The sequence below is a fragment of the Paenibacillus sp. OK076 genome (assembly GCF_900110055.1).
In the GTDB taxonomy this organism is placed as follows: domain Bacteria; phylum Bacillota; class Bacilli; order Paenibacillales; family Paenibacillaceae; genus Paenibacillus.
Map to the genome: position 1 here is coordinate 73,264 of NZ_FOCH01000008.1, position 21,400 is coordinate 94,663.

The 21,400-nt window shown below is 46.1% G+C and carries 18 protein-coding genes; 16 read left to right on the plus strand and 2 right to left on the minus strand.

Annotated elements, in window-relative coordinates; all coding sequences use genetic code 11:
* Window positions 1–34: 34 nt before the first annotated feature.
* Window positions 35–1,021: a 2-keto-3-deoxygluconate permease gene (locus BMY78_RS30515; protein ID WP_090905033.1), complete on the minus strand. Its 987-nt coding sequence runs from the start codon at window positions 1,019–1,021 to the stop codon at window positions 35–37.
* A gap of 166 nt (window positions 1,022–1,187) precedes the next feature.
* A complete protein-coding gene (locus tag BMY78_RS30520) occupies window positions 1,188–2,870 on the minus strand; it encodes a sigma-54-dependent transcriptional regulator (protein WP_090905145.1) in 1,683 nt (560 codons plus the stop codon).
* A gap of 277 nt (window positions 2,871–3,147) precedes the next feature.
* Here BMY78_RS30520 and BMY78_RS30525 point away from each other — a divergent pair, with 277 nt between their 5' ends.
* The 16 genes from BMY78_RS30525 (at window position 3,148) to BMY78_RS33025 (ending at window position 21,301) form a co-directional block, all read left to right on the plus strand.
* The gene (locus BMY78_RS30525; protein ID WP_090905147.1) at window positions 3,148–4,971 is read left to right on the plus strand and encodes a cache domain-containing sensor histidine kinase; all 1,824 of its coding nucleotides are present in this window, start codon (window positions 3,148–3,150) and stop codon (window positions 4,969–4,971) included.
* On the plus strand, window positions 4,959–6,545 hold the full coding sequence (locus BMY78_RS30530; protein ID WP_090905035.1) for a response regulator: 1,587 nt from the start codon (window positions 4,959–4,961) through the stop codon (window positions 6,543–6,545). Before BMY78_RS30525 ends, BMY78_RS30530 begins: the two co-directional genes overlap by 13 nt.
* Window positions 6,546–6,659: 114 nt before the next feature.
* A complete protein-coding gene (locus BMY78_RS30535) occupies window positions 6,660–7,973 on the plus strand; it encodes an extracellular solute-binding protein (protein ID WP_090905037.1) in 1,314 nt (437 codons plus the stop codon).
* Between the two features lie 70 nt (window positions 7,974–8,043).
* Window positions 8,044–8,913 carry a carbohydrate ABC transporter permease gene (locus tag BMY78_RS30540; protein WP_090905039.1) on the plus strand — a complete coding sequence of 290 codons (870 nt, stop codon included), beginning with the start codon at window positions 8,044–8,046 and terminating at the stop codon, window positions 8,911–8,913.
* A 69-nt stretch (window positions 8,914–8,982) separates the two neighbouring features.
* A complete protein-coding gene (locus BMY78_RS30545) occupies window positions 8,983–9,786 on the plus strand; it encodes a carbohydrate ABC transporter permease (protein ID WP_256222531.1) in 804 nt (267 codons plus the stop codon).
* 177 nt (window positions 9,787–9,963) lie between these two features.
* Window positions 9,964–10,917, plus strand: coding sequence for an alpha/beta fold hydrolase (locus BMY78_RS30550; protein ID WP_090905041.1), 954 nt, complete (start codon window positions 9,964–9,966; stop codon window positions 10,915–10,917).
* 206 nt (window positions 10,918–11,123) lie between these two features.
* Window positions 11,124–11,828, plus strand: coding sequence for a PspA/IM30 family protein (locus tag BMY78_RS30555; RefSeq protein ID WP_177185932.1), 705 nt, complete (start codon window positions 11,124–11,126; stop codon window positions 11,826–11,828).
* Between the two features lie 45 nt (window positions 11,829–11,873).
* Complete coding sequence (locus BMY78_RS30560) at window positions 11,874–12,905, plus strand: TFIIB-type zinc ribbon-containing protein (protein WP_090905045.1); 1,032 nt, start codon at window positions 11,874–11,876, stop codon at window positions 12,903–12,905.
* 23 nt (window positions 12,906–12,928) lie between these two features.
* Complete coding sequence (locus BMY78_RS30565) at window positions 12,929–13,705, plus strand: TPM domain-containing protein (protein ID WP_177185933.1); 777 nt, start codon at window positions 12,929–12,931, stop codon at window positions 13,703–13,705.
* Between the two features lie 71 nt (window positions 13,706–13,776).
* Window positions 13,777–14,793, plus strand: a complete 1,017-nt coding sequence (locus tag BMY78_RS30570; RefSeq protein WP_090905047.1) for an SPFH domain-containing protein — start codon at window positions 13,777–13,779, stop codon at window positions 14,791–14,793.
* 205 nt (window positions 14,794–14,998) lie between these two features.
* Complete coding sequence (locus BMY78_RS30575; protein ID WP_090905153.1) at window positions 14,999–15,226, plus strand: DUF896 domain-containing protein; 228 nt, start codon at window positions 14,999–15,001, stop codon at window positions 15,224–15,226.
* A gap of 68 nt (window positions 15,227–15,294) precedes the next feature.
* Window positions 15,295–16,257, plus strand: a complete 963-nt coding sequence (locus BMY78_RS30580; protein WP_090905049.1) for a ring-cleaving dioxygenase — start codon at window positions 15,295–15,297, stop codon at window positions 16,255–16,257.
* Window positions 16,258–16,316: 59 nt separating this feature from the next.
* Window positions 16,317–17,405, plus strand: a complete 1,089-nt coding sequence (locus tag BMY78_RS30585; RefSeq protein ID WP_090905051.1) for a low temperature requirement protein A — start codon at window positions 16,317–16,319, stop codon at window positions 17,403–17,405.
* 461 nt (window positions 17,406–17,866) lie between these two features.
* Window positions 17,867–20,653: a glycoside hydrolase family 3 C-terminal domain-containing protein gene (locus BMY78_RS30590; protein ID WP_090905053.1), complete on the plus strand. Its 2,787-nt coding sequence runs from the start codon at window positions 17,867–17,869 to the stop codon at window positions 20,651–20,653.
* A 101-nt stretch (window positions 20,654–20,754) separates the two neighbouring features.
* Window positions 20,755–20,943 (plus strand): hypothetical protein, encoded by a 189-nt coding sequence (locus BMY78_RS30595; protein ID WP_024629467.1) that lies wholly within the window; start codon window positions 20,755–20,757, stop codon window positions 20,941–20,943.
* 187 nt (window positions 20,944–21,130) lie between these two features.
* Window positions 21,131–21,301, plus strand: a complete 171-nt coding sequence (locus BMY78_RS33025) for a hypothetical protein (protein ID WP_161490621.1) — start codon at window positions 21,131–21,133, stop codon at window positions 21,299–21,301.
* Window positions 21,302–21,400: the final 99 nt, after the last annotated feature.

Genomic DNA, 21,400 nt, shown 5'->3' on the forward strand with positions numbered 1-21,400 from the left:
TTAATATAAGTCCGGTCAGCTAAATTCATTGCATTTATGTGGACGGTCTTTGATTGTATTTCTCGACACCGCCTGATTTCTCCAGCCTTTTGGAGAGGAATCCGATGAAGATCGGCAGCAGAATGGCAGTTGTCACAACACTTGCAGCAATCTGTACCGTAGCAATCTCGGCAATCGGGGCAAAAGAAGCGTTTGCAGCTACGATGGCAGCAGGCGTACCTACAGCATTACCGGCAGTAGAACCCTCAGAAGCACCAACGATCGGGTTCCAGCCAATAGCTCTGAACAGCAGGAATCCAACGCCGCCAGTGATCAGTACAGTCAGGACACCCAACAAGATACCGCTTAATCCACCTTGAATGATCGACGAGAAGTTGATGCCCATACCGAGTGAAAAGGCGAAGAATGGAACGAGCTTGTCGCTGCCTTTGTGCAGCCATTCAGCAAGGTTGCGATCCAGGTTACCGATAACAACACCGACGATCAGTGGAAGCAGTACGGCTACAAAAGCCATCGGGGAGAACATGCCGTTGGCGAAGCCCATCGCACCGAAAATGGAAAGAGCAACCATGGTGAGGAACGGTCCGTCGCTGAGCGCGAGGAACGGATAAGCAGCCTTGTCATCTTCTTTGCCGTATTGTCCGGCCAATGCGATGTACAGTCCGCCGTTGGAATTCGTCATCGCGGCAATAATGGCAAGCGGTGCCAAACCAAGGAATAAACCATTGGAATCCGCAAAATAGATGGCGATCAAACCTAATATTGCACCAACTGCCCACTTGAACACAAGCAAGGTAACGCCTTTACCAACCGAAGAACCGGCCGTCTTAAACGTAATTTGCGTACCAGCAATCAACAGGAACAGGGCGATCAATGTGCTTGAGCTATTGACGAACAAGGCTTCGGTGAAACCTCCGATCCGCAAAGCATTCGGAAAGAATGTGTTAATGGTTGCACCGAGCAGCAGGGGAACAACCATCATACCGCCAGGAATACGATCTAATGTTGCTTTAATGTTCATAGTAGTGGCTCCTTATGAAGTAATCGTTTTTATAAAGCGCTTGCAGGGATTATGTTATCCCAAATTGTTTATTTTAGCAACACTTATTTATTGTAAATTTTAAGTAATAGTTATGAGTGTTTAATTATGCAACACATAGAAGCGTAAAAAAAGCGTAAACCTAAAGTTACTCTTTAAGTTTACGCCATAACGTGGCACGGTTAATCCCTAAGCGTTCGGCCGCCTTGGATTGATTATTGTTTTCCTCATGTAGAACGAGTTGAATAATCTCTTTTTCGATTTCCTTCAGCGTACCATTGAGCTTCATCGTATTGGATGAGGGCTGTTCACCAAGAAGATGTGATAAGGTCTCGGCTGAGATGACGTAGTCCTGCTCATTCAGTGCAGCCTGTTTGATGAGATGCCTCAGCTGGTTCGCTGTCAAATGCGGAACTTGATCTCTAATGAGCTGCAGCGCGTCCTCTTTCATCTTCACCGCAACTGTCCCATACTTCTGGTAGTAATCGCTGAGGAAATGCTGGATCAGTGGAGCAAGATCCTCCTGCCTGTCCACAAGGCTCGGCATAATGATTGTATTCAGCTCGACATCCAGCGTTCTGTTTGGATTCAATCCCTGTTCCCCCAGGATGAATACCCCGATCTGCCTCTGAAGACAGGTCTGAATGAAGGAGATCAATTCCTCATCTTTCGAGCCATTTTCCAAATGGTTAATCTCCACGTTGCGTACTTTGGAGAGTGGAATTTTGTGCAAATGGCCTGGAGGAACCTGAGCAAGATCGATTTGGAGCATCAGCCCACCGCTGGAGTACATTTGATGAATATGTTTTACCAGAAAAGACTTGCCCGAATCGGCTTCACCTAGCAGATAAATGGGTTCGTGATTCTCGTAAAGCGCCCGGATATTCTTCAATACGCCCTGCATGGCAGGGGATTCGGCAACGATCGGCTCCATGGATATATCGGTATACGCCGTTATGCCGAATTGTGCAAAAGCATAGGGCTGTCCTTTTTCAAGGGAATACACTTTATAGCTTTTGTTACTTAACGTCGTTTCATAGGCCGTTACCGTAAGCTGGTAATCATCCACGATGAACACATTTTGAACTTGGGATTGATGGAAATCCAGATTGGTATTGGTGAGGTAAATGTGATTATCGGTCAGTGGATTCTGTTCAAAATCAGTCAAATTCTCGAATACAACCTCGTTTTGGTCGTCCAAAATCATGAGATTCGGATGCTCCTTGGTAACCAGGTTATTCAGTATGATGGATATCGCGTGATTTTTGCTCAAGTACCGATATACCAACTGTGCATCTTCAAGCGCTCTGAGGATGGATTCCTTGCCAGACTGGATCAGCAATCCTTCCATTCCATAGGTTTTGGCTGTATTCACGGTGATGACATCGCCAACAATCTGACGGTACCCTGACGCTTTCAGCTCCAGCAGCAGCCTGGCCACATCCTCGGAGCTGCGTATGGTATATACCTTTAATGGCAGTTCCATTAGATCGATAATGGACTGCGCCCCTGAAGTAATGTTGGCAAAACCAACGATTGCCGTTTGGCCGTTGAACTGGCTTGCCAGCGTTAGCGAACGAATCATGTCATATCCGGACAACTGCACATCAATGACGGGAATGGTTACGGCTTCCTTAATTAGTTGGGCGGTACCGCCGCGGCTAATCACAATCTCCGCCCCGTTTCGTTCAGCCTGGGCCGCCAATTCGGCGCCTTTCATCAGGTCGCCCACTTCATATTGAATAGCTAACTGGGGAAATAGCGGAATGCATTCTTCTATAATCGTAGTCATGGATTCGTAAGGAGCAATAATATGAACTCGTGTACGCATAATTTTCCTGCCTTTTATAAAAATCATTCATGGTTCCTGCTGGTACATCAGACCAGAGGGCTTTCCTTATTATAGCCAACTTGCAGAGGAATGGCATCCCTGGCTCCTGCCGGATTCACTAAACAAGGAGGATAGAGGTGTTTCAGAAGGGCTTGCCAGCAAAGCTGCGCTTGAGTAAGTGGTGATACGTTCATTGAGATAAAAACAAAGCTGAGGCTATAATGCATATGTGAGAACAGATCAAGGTCATATTGAACGGGGGACGACAGTGGTGATTATGAAGTGGATTGATGAATTTCAAGCTTTCATTCGCAGCAAACCTAAGAAACTGGCCTTTAAAATACCATTTGCTTATTTTCTAATCATTTTGCTCACGGTTGTATTCAGTTACTGGGTACTAACCCAAATCTCTGCGAACTCGGCCCAGAAGAAAATCAATGAGACGTCCTTGCAAACGATTACCTCCATCCAGACCAATGTGGAGCTGATTATTGACAATGTAAATAACTATTCCAAAATGATTTTCTCAGATCACAATCTGCAAAACTTGTTAAGACAAGGCGATGTCTATGCCAATTTGCAAACTCAGGCCAAGGTCAGTACATACTTGTACAATTTGATGCAAGCGGTTCCAATGATTGATTCGGTATATATTTATGACAATTCGGGACATCGCTTTTCCGTCGGGACAGAGGAACTGCCTGCATTTCTGGAAGCGAATGTTGAAGAAACGTCATGGTATGAACAGGCTGTGCGCAACAAAGGAAAGTATGTGCTGATACGTAATGGAAGCGAGTCTGAGTCCACCGATGCGGAAGATAAACCGTTTGTCTCCTTCATTCGAATGATTCGGGATATCGATAATACCTCCCCGCTTGGGATGCTGGTTATGAATATCAAAGGAGAATCCTTTGCGCAAGCGTACGCGAGCCTCATTAATCAGGATTCGTTTCAGATTGCCATCCTGGATGAGCACAATCAGATCATTGTCGATAACTCCACCGTCGATCCCGATAATACCTCTTTTCAGGACATCCTGGCTGCGCACCAAGAGGAGCTGGAGCAGCATTTTGAGCAGAGCGGCTCAGGGTCGCTTACGCTGGATAACGGATCACAGAAATATGCGGTCTCGTATCGATCGGATGGCAATGAGCATTGGAAGTTCATCAGTATGAATTCGTACGACACGGTCGATACCCGCAACAAATCCATTGTGTTACTGGCCCTGGTCATGCTAATCATGAACGGAACGGTGTTTTTTGTCAGCTCATTCATCATTTCGAACAGTATTATCAAGCCCATTCATAAACTTCTGCGATCCATGAACAAAGCACCGAGCGGCAACTTCAGAAAAGTGAATATGGAACTGAACAGTTATGAATTTAAACAGCTATTCAGAGGTTACAACCAAATGATTGAACAAATGGACCAGATGCTCAAACGCAAGTTGGAAGAACAGAAGACGATTCGAAGAGCTGAACTGAATACACTCCAGGCCCAGATCAAGCCGCATTTTTTGTATAACACACTGGATTCCATTACTTCGTTGGCACTGTCCGGGCGCAATCATCAGGTATGCGAGCTGCTGGAGGCGCTGGGCACGTATTATCGCATGAGTGTCAGCAAAGGCCGGGACGTGATCACCCTTGGGGAGGAAATCGAGATTGTAAGAAACTATATGACAATTCAGAAAACACGTTATCAGGATACGTTCGAGATGGAATTCCACGTGGATGAGGACTGCTTGCAGACGCCTATTCCCAAGCTTGTGCTGCAACCGTTGGCTGAAAATTCACTCTATCATGGTATTCGCCCCAAAGGATCAAAGGGCACCATCCGAATTCATGCGAGCAAAACAAAAGGCGGAGTCGAACTATCCATCTCCGATGATGGGATAGGCATGTCCGAGCATAAGATCGATCAGATTCTTCAAACGGAGCAGAACGGTGAAATCAGAAGCTTTGGCTTATGGGGGACGCTGGAACGCTTGCGAATGTTCTATGGAATAGAAGACGGCATCACGATCCACAGTGGAGCAGGACAAGGAACGACTATCTTGATCAAAATACCGAATGGAGCAGATGCGTCATGGAACAATTGAACGTGCTGATTGTAGACGATGAATATTTGATACGGAACTTGCTTCGTATGCGCATTAACTGGGAGGAGCAAGGCATGAGCATCATGGGCGAAGCCTCGAACGCGCAGGAAGCTCTGGATCTGGTGGACAAACAGCAGCCGGATATTATGTTTACGGATATTTATATGCCTAACATGGATGGGATTGAATTAAGCCGATTAATTCTGAAGAAGTACCCGGATATTAAAATCGTGGTCGTCACAGGGCATGACGAATTTGAATATGCACGCCAGAGCATCCAGATAGGCATCGTGGATTTTATATTAAAGCCTATTCGTGCTGCCGAGCTGCTTACAGTGACGGACAAGCTGAGGGCCATGATTGATGAGGAGCGAAAACGTGAACAGGAAATTCAGAGGCTCAGGGCAGATCTGGAACGTAATTTCCCTTACCTACGTGAAAAATTTATGCTGCAATGGTTGAATGGCGTACTCACCACGCAGGCAGAAATTCGAGAGAAGGCGGCCTATTTTAACATTCCGATGCTTCTGACGACCCGTGAAATCCAGATCGCCGTCATCGAAGTTTCAACTGCATCCGCCAAGGAGACGGAGGAGCAGTTGATTTTGCTCAGCATGGAGTGCAGCAACGAAATAGACTCATTTTATGAAAAAGAACCGGGTGTGGTGCATTTGATGGATACTCGAAACCGGATTGTGATCATCAGCTTCAATTCCGGTGTGGATTTTATTGAAGATGGCGAAGCGCTTATTCCCCTTCTTACCAATTCCTATCCCTGTGCCTTAAGCATAGGCATCGGACGCAAGCATGGCCATGTAGAGGAGGGCCCAGCAGCCTATCAGGAAGCCTGCCGCGCTCTGGAATACCAAGCCTTTGTCGGAAAAAATCAAGTGGTCTGTTTCGAGGATATCGTGGATAACCGGGAGCAGTCATATCGGTCGAACGCCGATCTTCTTCAGCGATTGCAATTTTATATTAGCGTTGGTTCTGCTGCGCGTGCGATTGAAGTGCTGCATCATATCTTTGATGTGTCCTTTTCGAGTGTGTCACAGTTTCGCCTTGCAGCTATGGACGTGATCACAGAATGCCAGCGAGCGGCAATGGAGCAGCAGATCGAGAGTGATCAGGTGTTGAATACCGAAGCACTGGTGTCCATTCTTACAGCCGACCATCTGCCGGAACTGATAACCCGATTGGAAGACTACGTTCAATATGTTTCCGAAACGGTATATTCCAAAAACCAGACCAAGGAAGACAACCTGATCGGTCAGGTCAAGATGTACCTGGAAGATCATATGAGCGATCCGAATATCGGCCTGGCGAATACCGCTGCGGCTTTCTTTGTCAGTCCAGGTCATTTGGGAAGGTTGATGAAGAAGGAAACGGGGAAAACCTTTGTCGAGTATCTTACGAATTTGCGTATGAAAAGGGCAGAGACCTTACTGAAACAGACCCAGTTGAAGGGGTATGAGATTGGCGAGCAGGTCGGCATCACGGACCCGCATTATTTTAGTGTTTTATTCAAAAAAAGCACAGGCAGGTCCATGAATGAGTACAGACAACGTAAATCGTGACCTGGAACATGTTTGAATTTTAAAAGCGAATGTGCGTTTTCTAAATGGAGATATTGGAAAGGACTCCCTAAAATAGTACGAGTAGAACAAAACCTGATTAGGGGAGGTCACAAGATGAAAGCGCTATTAAAAAGATCGCTGGGTATGGTGTTGGCGTTGGGTATTGCAGGCAGCCTGGTCGCCTGTTCTTCCGAGTCATCAGAGGGCAAAGGTTCAGGCGGTGATGGAAGCGTTACCTTGAAGCTGTGGGATCAGTCCGTAGGTAATACAGACCCCTCGGCGAAATTATTGCCGCAAATCATCGAGAAATGGAACAATGAACATCCCGACATCCAGATTGTACGGACAGGCACGACGGGCGAGCAGTACAAAACCAAAATCAAAACATCCATTGCAGCAGGCGAGGCGCCTGATTTGTTTTACGGTATGGGTGGGGGAAGTTTTATGGAGCCTTATATCCAGTCAGGAAACGTGCTGGAAATCACCAAGTATATTACGGATGACCTGAAAAAACGTATGGCTCCAGGCATGGCAGAGGTGATTGAAAAGGATGGGAAAATCTACACCCTTCCGGTCTACACCCATATCGCAAACCTGTATGTGAATACTGAGCTGTTCGAGCAGGCTGGAGCCAAGCTGCCGACCACCTATACGGATTTGCTTGATGCGGTAGAGAAGTTGAAGGCCGCTGGAATTACCCCGGCGCTGATGGGGGAAAAGGATCGCTGGCCGGGCATGTACTGGTATGACATCATTGCGATGCGTCAGGCAGGGAATGAAGCGGTCATTGAAGCATTTAAAGATCCGGCAAAATGGAATTCGCCCGACTTTGTCGCAGCGGCAACCAAAATGCAGGAGCTGGCCAAAGCAGGGGCATTTAACAGCAGCATGTTCAGCATGGGTTATGATGAAATGCTGGGTGCATTCAACGCAGGTAATGGAGCCATGATGTTCCAGGCCAACTGGGTGAATGCAGGAATCGAAGATCCGTCCTCGGCCACCAAGGGCAAGGTGAAGGTCATTCCCTTCCCAGTATTTGAAGACGGCAAAGGGAATAATACGGAAATATTCGGCGGAGCCGTGGATGGCTTCTATATTAGCAATAACACTCAGCATCCCGATGAAGCGGTTGAATTCCTCAAGTATCTGAGTGAGCAGCTCGGCACACAAGGTTATCTGGCAGGCGCAGGACTTCCGAGCTGGAACACGGACGATCTGGACACATCCGGATTATCCACGCTTGACCAATCCAGTGCGGAAATTATGAAAACAGCGACTTCATTTATTGCATGGTGGGACAACATTCTGCCCGCTGAATCCGCTGAAGCACACAAAAACCTGATTGCACAGCTTCTGGCAGGCGACGTTACTCCAGAGGAGTTCTGCGAACAGATGGCTCAGCTTAAACCAACGGAACTGAGTCTCTGATTCATGCACATACCCAAACAAGCTGTAGTCAGGGGTGATCCTTGGCTGCAGCTTGGAGAGGAGAACGAGAATGAACGCTGTATTTTCCAATAAAACCACGATTGCGATCTTTGTTTTACCTACAGTTGTGCTGTTCTGCGCCATTGTGCTCATCCCGATTTTTGTCTCCAGTTATTATAGTCTGCTGGATTGGAATGGCATAGGCAAAGGGGTATTTATCGGACTGGATAATTATGTTGAGATGTTTAAAGACCCGCGCGTATTGAATTCGATCAAAAATTCCCTGCTGTTCGCTGGTGCATCGGTGTTCATTCAATTGCCGATCTCACTGCTGCTGGCACTTGTGCTGGCGTCAAGTGTGAAGGGAGAAGGGTTTTATCGCACAGTCTACTTCATACCGGTTCTGATCTCAACCGTTGTGATTGCACAGTTATGGTCCAAAATCTATAACGCAGACTACGGCCTTCTGAACGCTTTGCTGGAGAGTGTAGGGCTGTCCCACCTGGCTCAGGATTGGCTTGGACAGAAGAATACGGCCCTCGCCGCCTCGTTTGTACCTACGCTGTGGCAGTATGTCGGGTATCACATGCTGCTGATGTATGCAGGGGCCAAGTCGATCTCGCAGGATATTGTGGAGGCGGCCAAGATGGACGGGGCTTCCCGTCTACGGACAGCCTTTTCCATTACGATTCCACTGATGAGGCCTATTCTCAAAGTTTGTCTTATTTTTTCGGTTATCGGAGCGTTTAAGGTGTTCGATCTGATCTATGTCCTGACGGGCGGCGGCCCGCTGTTTACGACGGAAGTGCCAAGCACGTTAATGTATTCAACGATTTTTAGTACGTACAGGTATGGCTACGGTAGTGCGATATCCGTCTTTATCATTCTGGAATGTCTGATCTGTACAGTCTTGATTAATAAATGGTTCAAAACCGACTAGGGGGTGAGGAAACTGAGTACAGTTGAAGTGGTGTTGTCGTCCCCAAAACCCAAACCGGTGGGTAAACTATTGTTGCATCTGTTTTTGATTATCGTAGCTGTCATACAGATGTATCCGCTCGTCTGGCTTGCTTTTTTCTCCCTCAAAGATAATAGCGAGATATTTAGCGGCGATGTTGCAGCCTTTCCGAAATCCTTTCTCTGGAGCAATTATACCAAGGCGTTGTCAGATGGCCATGTGTTGAGTTATTTTTTCAACAGTGTGCTGGTAACGGTCATCTCCATTATTCTTGTATTAATTCTCGCCTCTATGACGGGATACGCCATTACGAGGATGAACTGGAAATGGAGCGGCTTCACGATGAATCTGATCCTTCTGGGCATGATGGTTCCCATTCACGCCGCACTCCTTCCCTTGTTCATCATATTGAAGAATTTAGGATTGCTGAACACCTATTGGTCGTTGATCATTCCTTACGTTGCTTTTGGCATCCCGATGGCCGTGTTTATTTTGGGCAGCTTTTTCAAAGGGGTTCCACGCGAGCTGGAGGAAGCAGCGGTCATCGATGGCTGCGGCATATACAGAACCTTTTTCTCCATCATCATGCCGCTTGTTCGTCCTGCGGTGTCCACGGTAGCGATCTTTACCTTTCTCGCCTGCTGGAACGAGCTGATGTTTGCGGTCACGTTTATTAATAACGAGGCGTATCAGACGCTGACGGTGGGCATGATGTCTATGGTGGGCACGTACATTACACAATGGGGCATTATTGGTGCGGGGCTGATGATTACGACTTTGCCAACCATTATTATTTATTTGCTGCTGAACAAACAGGTACAGAAAAGCATGATCGCCGGCGCAATCAAGGGCTAATCACGAGATAAAACGCAAAGGACGGCATAAGGAATGTTGACTTGGCGTTATTGAAAAGGGCTGTCCTCTGTCAGTAACGACGAGGGGCGGCCTTTTTTGTACGAATGAACGCTGTCTGATTTGACTAGCTTACATGCTATAATCATTGGAAATGGGATAGAATGTTGGGGGGATGTAATGAGAATTGTATTTAAACGAATGGGTTATGGTGCCTTGGCTTTATTGGGTATCTTGCTTTTGTTCATAACGATTAGTTTCACGAATCATACAATTAAATTAAAGAAAGAAGCGGCTATACTGTCACCCCCAGGTGTAATGGTTGATGTTAATAATCACCCAATGCATGTCTATACAGAAGGTTCCGGAGAACATACCCTGGTCTTTATGTCAGGTGGGGGCACATCTTCTCCTGTATTGGATTTCAAGGCGCTCTATTCCAGATTGTCGGATCAATACAAGATTGCTGTTGTTGAGAAGGCAGGCTACGGTTTCAGTGCAACGGCAAAGGTCCCCCGTGATATCGATACGATGTTGGAAGAAACCAGAGCAGCTCTGACGTTAGCGGGAGAATCACCGCCCTATGTGTTGTTTCCGCATTCCATGTCGGGTATAGAAGCACTATATTGGGCACAAATGTATCCAAACGAAGTTGAGGCTATTATTGGTCTTGATCCTGCTATTCCAGAAGTTTATGAAGAGTATCCTCTACCTTCAGTTGGTATGATGAGCCTTACAGGCTTAGGAGCTCGTGTCGGAATTACTCGTTTTTTCCCTGCCATCGTTAACTCGTCCGCCGCGATTGAAGAGAAGCGGTTGTCCTCCCAAGAGGAGGAAATCTATAGGGCATTATTTTATAAAAAAACGCAGACACTGAACATGAATGAAGAAGTTAAAATGATTAGGAATAATGCAGCACAAGTTTTAGAACGAGGTATTCCAGATGTGCCCATGTATTTTTTTATATCGAGTGGAGAAGAATTACCTTTCGAGAACTGGAGTGATTACTTAGTAAACTACGTTGAGTTTGTGAAGAATGGGCGCTATCTTTTATTACATAACGGTCATTACGTTCATGATGCTGATCCCGATCTAATTGCAGAGGAAAGTATCAAATTTATAGAAGAACTGTGAATAATGAAAAGTAAATCACTGATCTCGGAAGAGGTTTTAGTTAATGAGGCGACGCCATAGGCGATCGTCTTTTCTTTTATAATGTAAGGAGATTGTGTCACGCTTGGATTACTTCAGATTTATGGTTGCAGTGGCAGTAAATGAAACCTTCATCCCCATATTCATGTATTATAGTACATATGAACTGATCGAAGGAGGAACGAATGATGGGAATCTTATCGAGGTTTAGGGACGTGATGAAAGCGAATATGAACCATGTGCTGGCTCGGGCGCAAGATCCGGAGAAGACGGTGAATGAATATATGCGGAGCTTGAGCAGTGATCTGGGTCAGGTGAAGGCCGAGACGGCTGCGGTTCTCTCGGATGAGAGCCGGGCGAAGAGGGCTTTGGACGAATGCAATGCAGAGATTAAGAAATTACAGCGGTATGCAGAGAAATCTGCGGAGTCTGGTGATGAAGACAAGGCACGTGGTTTTCTGGAAAAGAAGGCAGCGCAGACTGTGAAAGGGAATGAATTACAAGCTGCCTATGATCGGGCTTCGGCCAAAGCCAAAATGATGAAGCATATGCACGAGAAGCTGGTTGCGGATATGGGGCAATTGGAAGCTCGGCATGCGGATCTGAAGGGCAGGATGGCGGCTGCAAATAGGCAGCAACAGGCCAATGAACGGAACGCTTCGGCTGCCAATGCGAATGCTGCTTTGAAGGCGATGAAAGACAAGGCAAATCAGGCACTTAACGAAGCTGAAGCTTTGGCTGAACTTCGTGCTGGGGCGCAGGAAGATGATCTGGATGTGCTCATTGCGCAGTTGGAGCAGCAAATGAATGCCGAAGCGGGTAATAATGCACAGGTGACGCCAAGTCCAGAGGAAGAGCTTGCAGCAATTCAGAAGAAATTGGAAGATAAATAACGAATATATAAGGTAAAACATTTCGTTAAACATTGAGGTGAGCAAATGCCGGTAATCGAGTACAAGTGTCCTAACTGCGGCAGTGGAATGCTTTTTGACAGTGCAACTGGAGCGTTATCCTGCCCCAGCTGCGGACGACAGGATAATATCGAACAGATCCCCGATCCGCTGAAGAAACAGGTATTCACGGAGAATGAGGTCAAGGAGTATCACTGTAACAGCTGCGGCGCGGATATTGTGACTGAGCCGGAGACAAGTGCAACGACATGCAGCTTCTGTGGAGCGGCCGTTGTTCTGAGTGATCGACTGACGGGAGATCTGGCACCGGCCATGGTCTTACCCTTTTCGATCAGTAAGGATGAGGCCCAGCAGGCGTTCAAAAAGTGGTGCAGAAACGGCTTGCTGACTCCTAGCGGCTTCATGACAGCTGACCGGGTCAAGAGCATTACCGGGATTTACGTGCCCTTCTGGTTATATGAGTTACATAACAAAATCGAAGTTCATGGCCGTGGCACAAAAATCAGAACCTACACGCAGGGTGATTATCATTATACGGAAACACAGCATTTTGATATTTACCGGAGAATCCGGCTGAATTATGTGAATCTGCCCATCGATGCTTCGGAGAAAATGAAAGATGAACTGATGGATAAGCTGGAGCCATTTCCGTATAACCAGTTAAAGCTTTTCAAAACCCCGTATCTCGCCGGGTACATTGCGGAAAAATATAGTTATACCGATGAGGAACTGTACCCGCGCGCCAAGGAAAAAACGAGCTCTTATATCGATTCTTATATTGCATCAACCGTTTCAGGCTATAACAGTGTTAGTTACACGGACAAACAGATTGATACTACGTTAAAAAATGCAGACTATGTGCTGCTCCCGGTATGGATGGTTTACTATGACTACAATCGTTCGCAGTATACCTTTGCCATGAATGGTCAGACAGGTAAAGTGGTGGGTAAACCGCCTATTAGCAAAGCTAAAGTTGCCGGATGGTTCGCAGGAATTTCAGCCGTTTCCTTGTTGTCATTGAAACTGGTCTCCTGGATGATGGGAGGTGGATTCCTGTGAGAAAAAGAAAACATCTGGCATGGATGGCAACACTCATTTTATTGGTGATTACTCTCGTTTCTCCATTGATTCCAATGTCAGTGGTATCGGCGGCAGACAGCAAAAACCTGATTTACGATGAAGCTAATCTGCTGAACGAGCAGGAGAAAAGTGAACTGAACGCATTGGCGAATGAATATGGGGCAGAGAGGCAGACGGATTTTGTTATTCTGACAACGAATAATACGGAGAATCAGGATGTACAGCTGCTGACCGAAGATTTCTATGATGAGCACGCTCTTGGGTATGATAAAGCGCATGGAAATGCGGTCATTCTAACGTTGGATATGTACAATCGGGATGTTTATCTGGCTGGATTCTATAAAGCCAAAGTTTATCTGGACAGTGGAAGGCTGGATAAAATTAGAAACAAAATTACTCCCGATCTGACAGAGGGGAATTACAAGCTTGCTTTTGAAAAATATATTAATCTCTCCTACAAATATATGGGATATAAGCCGGGCGTGAATCCTGATAATATTCTCTTCAATATCTGGTTCCAACTTATTGCGTCAGTAGCGATTGGAGGTATTGCTGTTGGGGTAATGGCCTATCGTTCTGGCGGACGTGTGACAGTCAACCGGGCGACCTATGAGGATTCAAGTACTTCCAGTGTAATCGATCGTCAGGATCGGTATATCCGTACAACGGTAACCAAACGCAAAATTGAGAAGAACAACAACAATGGTGGCGGAGGCGGCGGTGGCGGTGGTACCAGCCGAGGCGGTCATTCGCACAGTGGTAGTAGAGGATCTTTTTAGTAGGAAAAACAACAACATAGCTTATGTCATGATGCTGCAAAATGTTTACTATAGAAGGGATGGGAACGAGTATGGGATTTTTCAAAAATCAATTTTCAAATGTAGTGGAATGGGAAGAGTTCAGAGATGATATGATTTTCTGGAAGTGGAGTAACCGTGAGATCAAGAAGGGAAGTAAATTGATTATCCGTTCGGGACAGGATGCGATCTTCCTGAATAACGGCAAGGTGGAAGGGATTTTTGAGGATGAGGGGTCGTTTAATATCGATTCCGAGATCATTCCATTTCTGTCTACCTTAAAAGGCTTCAAGTTCGGATTCAACAGCGGCATGCGGGTCGAAGTGCTGTTTGTGAATACGAAGGAGTTTACGGTTCGGTGGGGTACGCAAAGCCCGGTATTGATTCCGACTCCTCAACTTCCAGGCGGGATGCCGATTCGTGCGAATGGTACGTTTAATTTTAAAGTAAGTGACTATGTGACATTGATCGATAAAATCGCGGGTATCAAGCAGAGTTATCTGGTCGAAGATGTCAAAATCCGGATTACGTCTGTGCTGGATCAGTTGCTAATGAAATGGATCAGCCGTGAGGGTAAGGACATGTTCAACCTGCAGGCGAATGCCTCGGATATTGCCAAAGGTATTCAGGAAGATCTGGATATGCAAATGATGGACATCGGGATCGGGATCACAGGCTTCCAGGTGATGAGCTTCAACTATCCGCAGGAGATCCAGGATATGATTACGAAGACGGCTTCACATGAAATGATCGGCAATTTGCAAAAATATCAGCAGGTCAGCATGACGGATGGCATCTCATCCGGTAAAGTTAAGGGTGGCGGCGCTGCTTCGGATATGGCGGGCATGATGATGGGCATGAACATGGCGAATGAAATGATGAAGAACATGAATCAGAACCAGAATAACCAGAACCAGAATTCGGATCAAAAGCCTGCGGGTAATCCAAACAGCGATGCAGGTGCATCTTCTTCGTCTGGAGACCATAAAAAGCCGAACTTCTGTCCGAACTGTGGCGCCAAGAATGAAGGGGCAAATTTCTGTCCAAACTGTGGTCAGAAGTTGGGTTAACCTATATCTAAATATTAGAAAGGCTTACTCTAAGGTCAAACGTTGGAGTAGGCCCTTTTTCTCATACAAAATTTTAAATGGGAGAAAACGGTTGACAACGGATCATAAATCATTTATCTTTAAATTAAGATATTTAATTTGAATATAAATTACACCAAGAAAAGCAAATATCTTAATTTCGATTTACGAGGAGAGATCCAAGATGATGATTCCAACATTGACCAGAATAAATGAACTTTCAAGAAAAGCCAAAGCCGCAGGGTTGACGGAGATGGAGAAAGCGGAACAAATTCGTCTGCGCCAGGAATACCTGCAAACCTTTCGCGGTTCGATCAACGATATTCTGCTGAATGTAACCATCTATGATCCGAACGGCGATGACGTCACTCCGGATAAACTGAAACAGGAACAGGCCCAACAAAATAATAACTGACTCAGTTCGGTTTAATATCTTAATATTAAGATAATATAAATGATCTATAAACCAAGGAGGAAATGATGATGACAATTCAAACTGCAGGTATTCACCATATTACAGCTTTTGCGGGAGATCCGCAGGCTAATGTCGACTTTTATGCTGGTGTCTTGGGACTTCGGCTTGTGAAAAAAACAATCAACTTCGATGCACCAGACGTTTACCATCTGTACTTTGGGGATGAGAACGGAAGTCCAGGTACCATTATCACATTCTTCCCATCAGCCGGATCACCGCGAGGCAAAATTGGTGGCGGTCAGGTCGGCATCACCTCGTATGTGATTCCGCCTGGGACTATTGGCTTCTGGCAGGATCGGCTGGAACAGTATAACATTGAGGTAACAAAAACCAATCGTTTTAACGAAGAGCTGCTGCAGTTCGAAGACAGCGAGGGCTTGCGTCTTGAACTGGTTGAACGTGAAGAGGGCGCAGCCAGCACCTGGGTGCATGAAGGAATTCCCGCAGACAAAGCCATCAAAGGATTTGGAGGTGCCGTGCTGTTCAGCGTCAATCCGCAGAGAACGATGGATGCGCTGGACAAAATACTCGGATTCACCAAAGTAGATGAAAATGAGGAGTATGTACGATTCCGGTCCATCGGAGATATCGGTAATGTCGTGGATGTTCCTGTCACCCGGATGGCTTTGGGGGCAGGTGGAGCAGGGACGGTCCACCATATTGCGTGGCGTGCCAAAGATTTTGCAGAGCACGAGCAGTGGAGAGAAGCTGTACAACAGTACGGCTATCAGCCAACACCTGTTCGGGACCGTCAATATTTTAACGCAATCTATTTCAGAGAAGCGGGCGGAATCCTGTTCGAAATTGCTACCGATCCTCCTGGATTCGCGAAAGATGAGCCGGCGGAGTCGCTCGGACAGAAACTCATGTTGCCAGAGTGGTTTGAGCCATATCGCGCCCAAATTGAAGGCAATTTGCAGCCGATCCAAGTCAGAACGTTAGAGCCTTCGCATTCTATGATGGCACGTTAAACAAGAGGTAAGAACAAGTAATCTTTTTGAGATGAGTTCAACTAAAGGAGCATTGAAGGATGATGGAAAAAAAGGTTACCTGGCTGGAGCTGTTCTATGATTTGCTCTTTGTAGCGGCAGTCTCCAAAGCGGGTCATGTCCTGCTGCATGCTGAACACGGCGTGATTTCGTTTGAATATCTGATGAAATTTGTTTTGATTTTCATTCCTGTCTGGTGGGCATGGGTCGGTCAGACCCTATTCATTAATCGTTATGGTCAGGATATCTTCATCCATCGAGTCTTTCTTATCCTTCAACTCCTGTCCGTTCTGGTGATGACGGCGAGCCTCTCGGTTGATTTTGATCAATACTATCTCCCCTTCTTTGCGGGTTATATCGGTTCGAGAGCTTTGACAGCCATTCAATATTTTATGATTCATAATTCCAAAAGCGAACATCAACAGAAGGCCGCCCGTTATCTGGGCGTATGCTTCATCATCGGTATATTGATCTCAACAGGTTCCCTGTTCTTTGATTCGTGGCTGCGATATGCGGTTTTGTACGTGGGAATTGCCGTGGATATCATTCTTCCGCTCATCGGACGCAAAAATCTGGTGAAGGTGCCGATACACACGCATCATTTATTGGAACGTTTTGCTCTGTTTACGCTTATCCTGCTCGGTGAGTCGGTTGTCAGTATCATTGCCGTGCTGCAAATGGATCACTGGGATGTACGATCTGTTCTATTCGCGGCGTTTACATCCATATTCGTGATTGCGATGTGGTGGCAGTATTTTGATAATGTTGAGAAAAAGGTTAGCAAAGAGATCCAGACCGCCGGGCAAGCGATCATCTACGGCCATCTGTTCATCTATATATCCATGAGCATGATTGCCGCTTCTATTCAACTTTTATACCTGAATGAACTCAATTATGGTTTCATGTTGGCCTTTGTATTTGGCTCGGTTCTGCTGTATTTTCTGTCCACCTCGCTGGTGTTCCACCGATACAGACATGCTCATCTGCGGCTACGTCCGCGTCACTTGGTGTTTATGCTGGGGATAATGGCCGCGTTTATCGTTGTGGATCTGATCTATCGGGTGCCTAATTATGCAATCGTGGGAGAGAACATGGTGTTCTTTCTTGTCTATGCCAAATTGACGACCTGATGCGTTGGTCGCACAAGCATAAAAGTCACGGACGAATGACGTTCGTGGCTTTTTTAGTTGGATAATTGTAAATATCATGTCTACTGTGAGAAAAAACGTTTAACCTGATTTATTTTCTACTATAGAATCTGTTAATATGAGACTAGATACAAGTGAATCTACCAGATTAACGAATAACTTTCTTTATAAAATGAACCAAGAAGAGTTACACGATAACGGAGAGGACAGAAAAAACCTGAAGAAGCGAAGCCAAAAGCTTTCTGAAAGAAAGCTACATCGGAAGCATACGCTTCACCTTTTAGCACCGGATTTCAACCTTTTAAAAAGGTATTAAGGAAATCTGGGGATAACAGTGATCGGAAGGTTGTTCTGTCATTGGAGTGACCCAAGTGTGAGATTCATAAATTCATTTTATACATAGTGATTCGTGGAGATGGAGATGACAATCAGGAGGGAAATCATTGAGCACACATCAAATCGGAGTTCCATTGGAAGGGTTTGCAGAGTTTAGCCGTACGGTTGCCGCTGAAGGCGCAGTGCTTTTGAAGAACGAAGGACGAGCTCTTCCGATTCAGAAAGACGAAAACGTTTCAGTATTTGGACGGATTCAAGTCAACTATTATCGCAGTGGTACAGGCTCAGGCGGCAGCGTTCATGTGGCGTATACAACCAATCTGCTAGATGGTCTGCGCAGCAAAAAAGGACTTACGGTCAATGAAGAATTGGCAGCTGTCTATGAAAAATGGATTGAGGAAAACCCGTTTGATGACGGTGGAAAAGTATGGGCGGCAGAGCCTTGGAACCAGAAAGAAATGCCTTTAACGGATGAAGTGGTATCTCAAGCCAGAAGTAAATCCAGCAAAGCAATCGTGGTGATTGGACGTACAGCAGGCGAAGATCAGGATAACGTCGATGCACCAGGCAGCTACCGGTTGACGGAAGATGAGAAAGCGATGCTGAAGCAGGTCACGAATCATTTTGAACAAACGATCGTTGTGTTGAATGTTTCGAATATCATGGACATGAGCTGGTTGAATGATGAAAGTTATGTTCATCCAATCCAAAGTGTCATTTACTCGTGGCATGGCGGTATGGAGGGTGGTAATGCGATCGCCGATGTACTGGCCGGAGACGTTACACCAAGTGGTAAATTGACCGATACGATTGCATATTCCATTGAAGATTATCCTTCCACAAGCAATTACGGGAATGAGTTTAAGAACCTTTATCAAGAAGATATCTACGTAGGCTATCGTTATTTCGAAACGTTTCGACCTGAAAAAGTACAATTTGAATTTGGATACGGCTTGTCCTATACCACGTTCACAACCAAGGCCGAAGACGCAAAATGGATCTCCCAAGACGGAGAAAACAGCATTAAGGTGAATGTAACCGTCACCAATACGGGCACAACCTATGCCGGTAAAGAAGTAGTACAGATCTATTATGAAGCTCCACAAGGTCAATTAGGGAAACCTGCGAAAGCTCTGGTGGCATTCGGCAAAACGAATCTGCTTCAGCCGGGTGAGTCTCAGCGCCTGACTGTGAGCTTCCCTGTAGATTCCATGGCTTCCTATGATGATGCTGGCGTAACAGGACATGCATCGGCGTATGTACTTGAGCCAGGAACATATCGTTTGTACGTGGGAACCAGTGTCAAAAATGTGGAGCATGTCAGCATTGATGGCCAAGATGGCTACGTCGTAGAAACGATTCAACTCGTGGAACAGCTCCAGGAGGCAATGGCACCGACCGAAAGCTTTACGAGAATGAAGCCGGGAGTGCGCAAAGATGATGGATCTTACGAGCTGATCTATGCAGATGTACCGACGCGCCAAGTATCCATGGCTGAACGAATTGAACAATGCTTGCCGCAAACGCTGGAGCAAACCGGCAATCAGGGCTACAAGCTGAGAGACGTGAAGGATGGCAAAGTCAGCCTGGAGGCTTTTATCGCCCAATTGAGTGATCAGGACCTGGCAGCCATCGTGAGAGGTGAAGGCATGAGCAGCCCACTCGTTACATCGGGTACAGCTTCCGCATTTGGCGGTGTTAGTGACAGTCTGTTTAATTACGGAATCCCTGTTGCATGTACTGCAGATGGCCCATCCGGTATTCGTATGGATAGCGGGGAGAAGGCTACACAAGTTTCCATTGGAACTTTGCTTGCCGCAACATGGAATGCAGAACTCGTCGAAGAGCTGTATGTGATGGAAGGCCAGGAATTGCTGAGAAATCAGGTGGATGCACTGCTCGGGCCTGGATTGAATATTCGCCGGAGTCCGATGAACGGACGTAACTTTGAGTATTTCTCGGAAGATCCGCTGATTTCCGGTGTATTTGCTGCTGCATGTACAAAAGGAATCATGAAGGGTGGCTCTAATGCTACGCTGAAACATTTCGCCTGCAACAATCAGGAGAAACATCGCAGTAAAGTGGATGCTGTTGTATCTGAACGTGCCTTGCGTGAGATCTATCTGAAAGGGTTCGAAATTGCCGTAAAAGAAGGCGGTGCGAACTCGATCATGACCTCCTACAATCCGATTAATGGACATTGGGCAGCTTCGAACTATGATCTGAACACAACCATTCTTCGTGGAGAGTGGGGCTTCCAAGGTATCGTAATGACCGACTGGTGGGCTATTATGAATGATGGCGTTGAAGGTGGACCAGCAGATCGGAAAAACACCAACTGGATGGTTCGCGCTCAAAACGACCTGTACATGGTTGTACCTAACTATGGTGCAGAAATCAACGGCTGGGATGACAACACGATTGAATCTCTGGAAAATGGGACGTTGACACGTGGCGAGCTTCAGCGTTCAGCCATGAATATTTGTGAGTTCATCATGAATGCACCTGTCTTCTCCAGAAAACATGAGATTGTAGAGAATGTCGCTTCATTCCAAGCGAATGCTTCACTTTCCTCAGAGCAGGCACAAGTGCTGGCTGAGAATGCACAGGTCAAACCCGTTGTGGGCGAACCTGTCTACATGAAAGTAGACGAAGCAGGTCAATACCGGATTATTGTACAGATCATGTCTCCTGAGCCGGAACTGGCTCAAAGTGCATGTAATGTGATTCTCAATGATCAATTGATGACGACCATTCAAACCAATGGTACTGAAGGTAAATGGATCAGACAGAAACTTGTCAAAGTGGAGTTGGAAGCAGGCTTGTACGAATTGAAGCTGGACTTCACCAAACCAGGTCTGCAGATCGACTGGATCGAATTCAAACAAGTGTAACGCAAGATCGTCTGATCTGTTGTAACTGAACATGACGACTGTTATGATTGTGTTATGAGATCCGGAATTTCTGAACAATCTGGTCAGGAGTGTTGCGAAGGATGAGAAGGTATAATTTTTGGAGCCCCATTCTGCTGATTGCGGTTGCGCTGATTGTCAGAGGCCTGGTTACCAATCTGGGCGTTCTGTTCGGCATGTCGCATGATGCAGCAAGTAATATCGCAATTGTTGCCATGTTGATTGCTGCACTGATAATGTTTAATCGAATGACAAAGGCAAAGCGAAAATGAACATAATAATATTCGATATTGATCAAGAGAGAGGCACCCTTAGGGGTGTCTTTTTTGTGTATTGACGTTTCATTCATAACGTCTTAGACTGTTTATGAATAAAACAATAACATTTTTATGATAACGAAAATAACAAATGTGATTACTCCAATGGCTAACCCATCATTTTCCGAAAGGAGACCCATTCATGAAGGTTATGGCGGCATGGTTTGCAGGCAAGCATGAAAAGGCAATGGATGTGGTGAGCAGGATGTGGGGACAGCAGGAGGGTTCGTGGATCGTTCCGCTGAGATTGGTAGAGTCTTCGTGGCACAGGGATCGAATTGCAATCAGGCAGCTGACTTTCAACGACAGATGAACATAATTAAGGACCGCTGGAGATGCTGTGCTCTGTCGGTCCTTTATGGCATTTGACGGAAAGCGGACAGAGAACCGGCATGAGAGGAGAGGAATCCAG

Bases quoted from the DNA above. Each gene is read 5' to 3' on its own strand.
- BMY78_RS30565 (WP_177185933.1), top strand. From the start codon at position 12,929: ATGGCAACACTCATTTTATTGGTGATTACTCTCGTTTCTCCATTGATT.
- BMY78_RS30550 (WP_090905041.1), top strand. From the start codon at position 9,964: ATGAGAATTGTATTTAAACGAATGGGTTATGGTGCCTTGGCTTTATTG.
- BMY78_RS30575 (WP_090905153.1), top strand. From the start codon at position 14,999: ATGATTCCAACATTGACCAGAATAAATGAACTTTCAAGAAAAGCCAAA.
- BMY78_RS30585 (WP_090905051.1), top strand. From the start codon at position 16,317: ATGATGGAAAAAAAGGTTACCTGGCTGGAGCTGTTCTATGATTTGCTC.
- BMY78_RS33025 (WP_161490621.1), top strand. From the start codon at position 21,131: ATGAAGGTTATGGCGGCATGGTTTGCAGGCAAGCATGAAAAGGCAATG.
- BMY78_RS30540 (WP_090905039.1), top strand. From the start codon at position 8,044: ATGAACGCTGTATTTTCCAATAAAACCACGATTGCGATCTTTGTTTTA.
- BMY78_RS30555 (WP_177185932.1), top strand. From the start codon at position 11,124: ATGGGAATCTTATCGAGGTTTAGGGACGTGATGAAAGCGAATATGAAC.
- BMY78_RS30580 (WP_090905049.1), top strand. From the start codon at position 15,295: ATGACAATTCAAACTGCAGGTATTCACCATATTACAGCTTTTGCGGGA.
- BMY78_RS30530 (WP_090905035.1), top strand. From the start codon at position 4,959: ATGGAACAATTGAACGTGCTGATTGTAGACGATGAATATTTGATACGG.
- BMY78_RS30595 (WP_024629467.1), top strand. From the start codon at position 20,755: ATGAGAAGGTATAATTTTTGGAGCCCCATTCTGCTGATTGCGGTTGCG.
- BMY78_RS30525 (WP_090905147.1), top strand. From the start codon at position 3,148: ATGAAGTGGATTGATGAATTTCAAGCTTTCATTCGCAGCAAACCTAAG.
- BMY78_RS30570 (WP_090905047.1), top strand. From the start codon at position 13,777: ATGGGATTTTTCAAAAATCAATTTTCAAATGTAGTGGAATGGGAAGAG.
- BMY78_RS30520 (WP_090905145.1), bottom strand. From the start codon at position 2,870: ATGCGTACACGAGTTCATATTATTGCTCCTTACGAATCCATGACTACG.
- BMY78_RS30560 (WP_090905045.1), top strand. From the start codon at position 11,874: ATGCCGGTAATCGAGTACAAGTGTCCTAACTGCGGCAGTGGAATGCTT.
- BMY78_RS30515 (WP_090905033.1), bottom strand. From the start codon at position 1,021: ATGAACATTAAAGCAACATTAGATCGTATTCCTGGCGGTATGATGGTT.
- BMY78_RS30535 (WP_090905037.1), top strand. From the start codon at position 6,660: ATGAAAGCGCTATTAAAAAGATCGCTGGGTATGGTGTTGGCGTTGGGT.